Here is a 3,117-nt window from a genome sequence, read left to right as displayed (position 1 = left end):
CGGCACGCTGGACCGGCGGCTGTTCGACATCACCGGACTCGCCGAACCGGAGAGCCGCAAGGCTTACCGGGCCGGACTCAAGGTGATCGTCGGCTACCGGGGATCGGCGGCCACGACCGCCCGCGCCGAGGTGCGGTCCTCCGAGGGCACCACCGTCCGCCGGTCCCTGTCGGCCCTCGGTGCCGACGCCGTCACCGCCGCCGTCACCACCGACAGCACGGACTCGCTGTGGGACGCCCTGACCCGTCAGCGGGCCGACGGGTCGGCGGCCACCGCCTCCGGTATCTCGCGGATCTGGCTGGACGGCGTACGCAAGGCATCGCTCGACCACAGCACCGGCCAGATCGGCGCCCCGGAGGCCTGGGCACGCTCCTACGACGGCACCGGTGTGAAGATCGCCGTCGTGGACACCGGCATCGACGCCACCCACCCGGACCTGACGGGCCGTGTGGTCGCGGAGCGGAACTTCAGCGGTTCCCCCGACGCCAAGGACCGCGTCGGACACGGCACGCACGTGGCCTCCATCGCGGCCGGTACGGGGGCGAAGGACGCCCGGTTCAAAGGCGTCGCGCCCGGGGCGCGGTTGATCAACGCCAAGGTGCTGGACGACCACGGCGTCGGTGACGACTCCGGCATCCTCGCAGGGGTGGACTGGGCCGTCGCCCAGGGCGCCGACGTCGTCAACATGAGCCTGGGCAGCCCCGACACCGAGGGAATCGATCCCTTGGAGGCCCAGGTCAACCAGATCTCCGCGGAGAAGGGCGTCCTGTTCGCGGTGGCTTCGGGCAACAGCGGACCGAATCCGGGCACCGTCGCGTCGCCGGGCAGCGCCGACGCGGCCCTGACGGTCGGCGCCGTGGACGACGACGACCAGATCGCCGACTTCTCCGGCGTCGGGCCCCGCACCGGGGACGGCGCAGTCAAGCCCGACATCACCGCGCCGGGCGTGGACATCACGGCGGCCGCGGCGGCCGGCACCTCGGAACAGAGCCCTCCCGGCTACCTCACCCAGAGCGGCACGTCGATGGCGACCCCGCACGTCGCGGGTGCCGCGGCCATCCTCAAGCAGAAGAACCCCACCTGGACGGGCGCACAGATCAAGGCCGTCCTGACGGGCTCGGCCGAGGGCGGCTCCCACTCGGTCTTCCAACAGGGCGCGGGCCGGCTCGCCGTCGACCAGGCGATCGACCGGACGGTCCTCTCCGAACCCGGTTCGGTCAGCCTGGACACCCAGCAATGGCCCCACTCCGACGACAAGCCCGTCACCGAACAGGTGAGGTACCGGAACAGCGGCACCGCCGACGTGACGCTGGACCTGTCGCTGGAGGCTCCCACCGGCGGAGACGGACAGCCCGCCCCGGCCGGGTTCTTCACCCTCGGTGCGCAGCGGCTCACGGTCCCCGCGGGCGGCACCGCCACCGTGGGCCTGACGGCCGACACCAGACTCGGCGGTACCGTCGACGGATCGTACTCGGCCACGATCGTCGCCTCCCAAGGCGGCCGGACCGTGCGCACCCCGGCAGCGGTGGAGCGTGAGGGCGAGTCGTACGACGTCACCTTCAAGACCATCGGCCGGGACGGTGCGGCCGGCACCAACTGGCAGGCCGACCTGAAGGGTTACCAGGAGTCCGCGGCAGGGCGGCGGTTCTTCCCGGATCTGTCGTCGGGCTCGGCCACGGTCCGGCTGCCGCGCGGTACCTACAGCCTCTCCGCCGACATGCTGGTCGACCCGGCGGACCCGGCCAAGGGCGTCGATCTGATCAACAACCCCCGGCTCTCCGTGACAGGCCCCACCACGGTCACCCTCGACGCCCGGACCACCCGGCCCGTGAACTTCACGGTGCCGGACGCGGCCGCCCGCCCCACGCGCGCCGGAATGATGTACACCCTGGACACACCCGAGGCCTTCATCATCGAGGGCGGCGAGTTCGGCAGCTTCGACAACCTGCGCACCGCGTACCAGGGTCCCCGGATGGACGAGGGTGTGCTCGCCCAGCAGTGGTCCGCGCACTGGGCACGGGGCACCAGCGAGTACAACGTCCTCACCGGCGGCCCGGTACGCGAGCTGGCCACCGGCTACAGCAAGACGTACAGGGCCAAGGACATGGCGCTGGTGAAGGCGAGGCTCGGGTCGTCCGTGCCCGGCGGTCAGGGCGCCCTCGCGGCGCACGGCATGCTCGACTACGGAGGGGGCGTCGAGGCGTCCTTCACCGTGCAGCCGGCACCGGGAACACGCCAGGTGTATCTGTCCACGGCCGGCGGTGCCGCCTGGAACATCGTCGCGGGTGTCCTGGGCGAGGCGGACGAGACGGGCTACCGGAACTTCGACTCGGCGTACGCGCTCGGTGAGCCGCGGCGATTCACGGCGGGGGCGACGTACACCGAGACCTTCAACGTCGGTGTCCTGGGACCGCGGATGAGCGCCGAGGAGGGCATCGTGCGCGACGGGGACGAGATCTACGGCTCGTTGCCGCTGGTCAGTGACGGGGCGGGCCATTCCGGGTTCGCCGAGTACTCGAGTGCGAGCACCACCATCCACCGCGACGGCGAGCAGTACGTGCGGAAGGACGCCGCCGTCGACCAGGAGTTCTTCACGCTGCCGCCGGAGCCGGCCAGGTACACGGTGTCGACCACGATCCACCGGAACCCGACGTTCAACCGCACCGGGACCCGGATCGACGCCTCGTGGACCTTCGACTCGGCCCGCACCGAGAACCCGACCGTGCTCCCGGCCTCCACGGTCCGCTTCCTGCCGCAGCTCGCCTTGGACTCCACCGTTCCGGCGGGCGGAAAGCTGACCGTCCCCGTCGAGGTGCAGGGCGCGGCGGCCGGGGCCGGTCTGAAGACGCTGAGCGTCCTGGTGTCGTACGACGACACGGCCTGGGTGCCCGTCCCGGTCAAGGCGGGCAAGATCACGGTGAGTGCCCCGGCGAAGGACAAGGCGGTCTCGCTGAAGGCCGTCGTCACCGACAAGGACGACAACCGGTCGACGGTCACGATCCACCAGGCCTTCTTCGGCCGGTGAGGTACCACGGGGCCGCAGTCCACGCACGACACGCGACCGGGAAGCGGCCCCGGTGAGTCGAGGAAGAGCGGCCCGCCGGAACGGCGTACGTT

At 71.5% G+C, this 3,117-nt stretch carries 1 protein-coding gene; it reads left to right on the top strand.

What is annotated here, in order from left to right; translation table 11 throughout:
* A partial coding sequence (locus tag IH13_RS38075) for a S8 family peptidase (RefSeq protein WP_031087019.1) occupies positions 1–3,025 on the top strand: 3,025 nt, incomplete at its 5' end.
* Positions 3,026–3,117 lie beyond the last annotated feature (92 nt).

It is taken from the genome of Streptomyces sp. NRRL WC-3549 (genome assembly GCF_000721935.1).
GTDB lineage: Bacteria > Actinomycetota > Actinomycetes > Streptomycetales > Streptomycetaceae > Streptomyces.
Note: the sequence above shows the minus strand (reverse complement) of the source record. Positions and strands in the feature narration are given on the sequence as shown.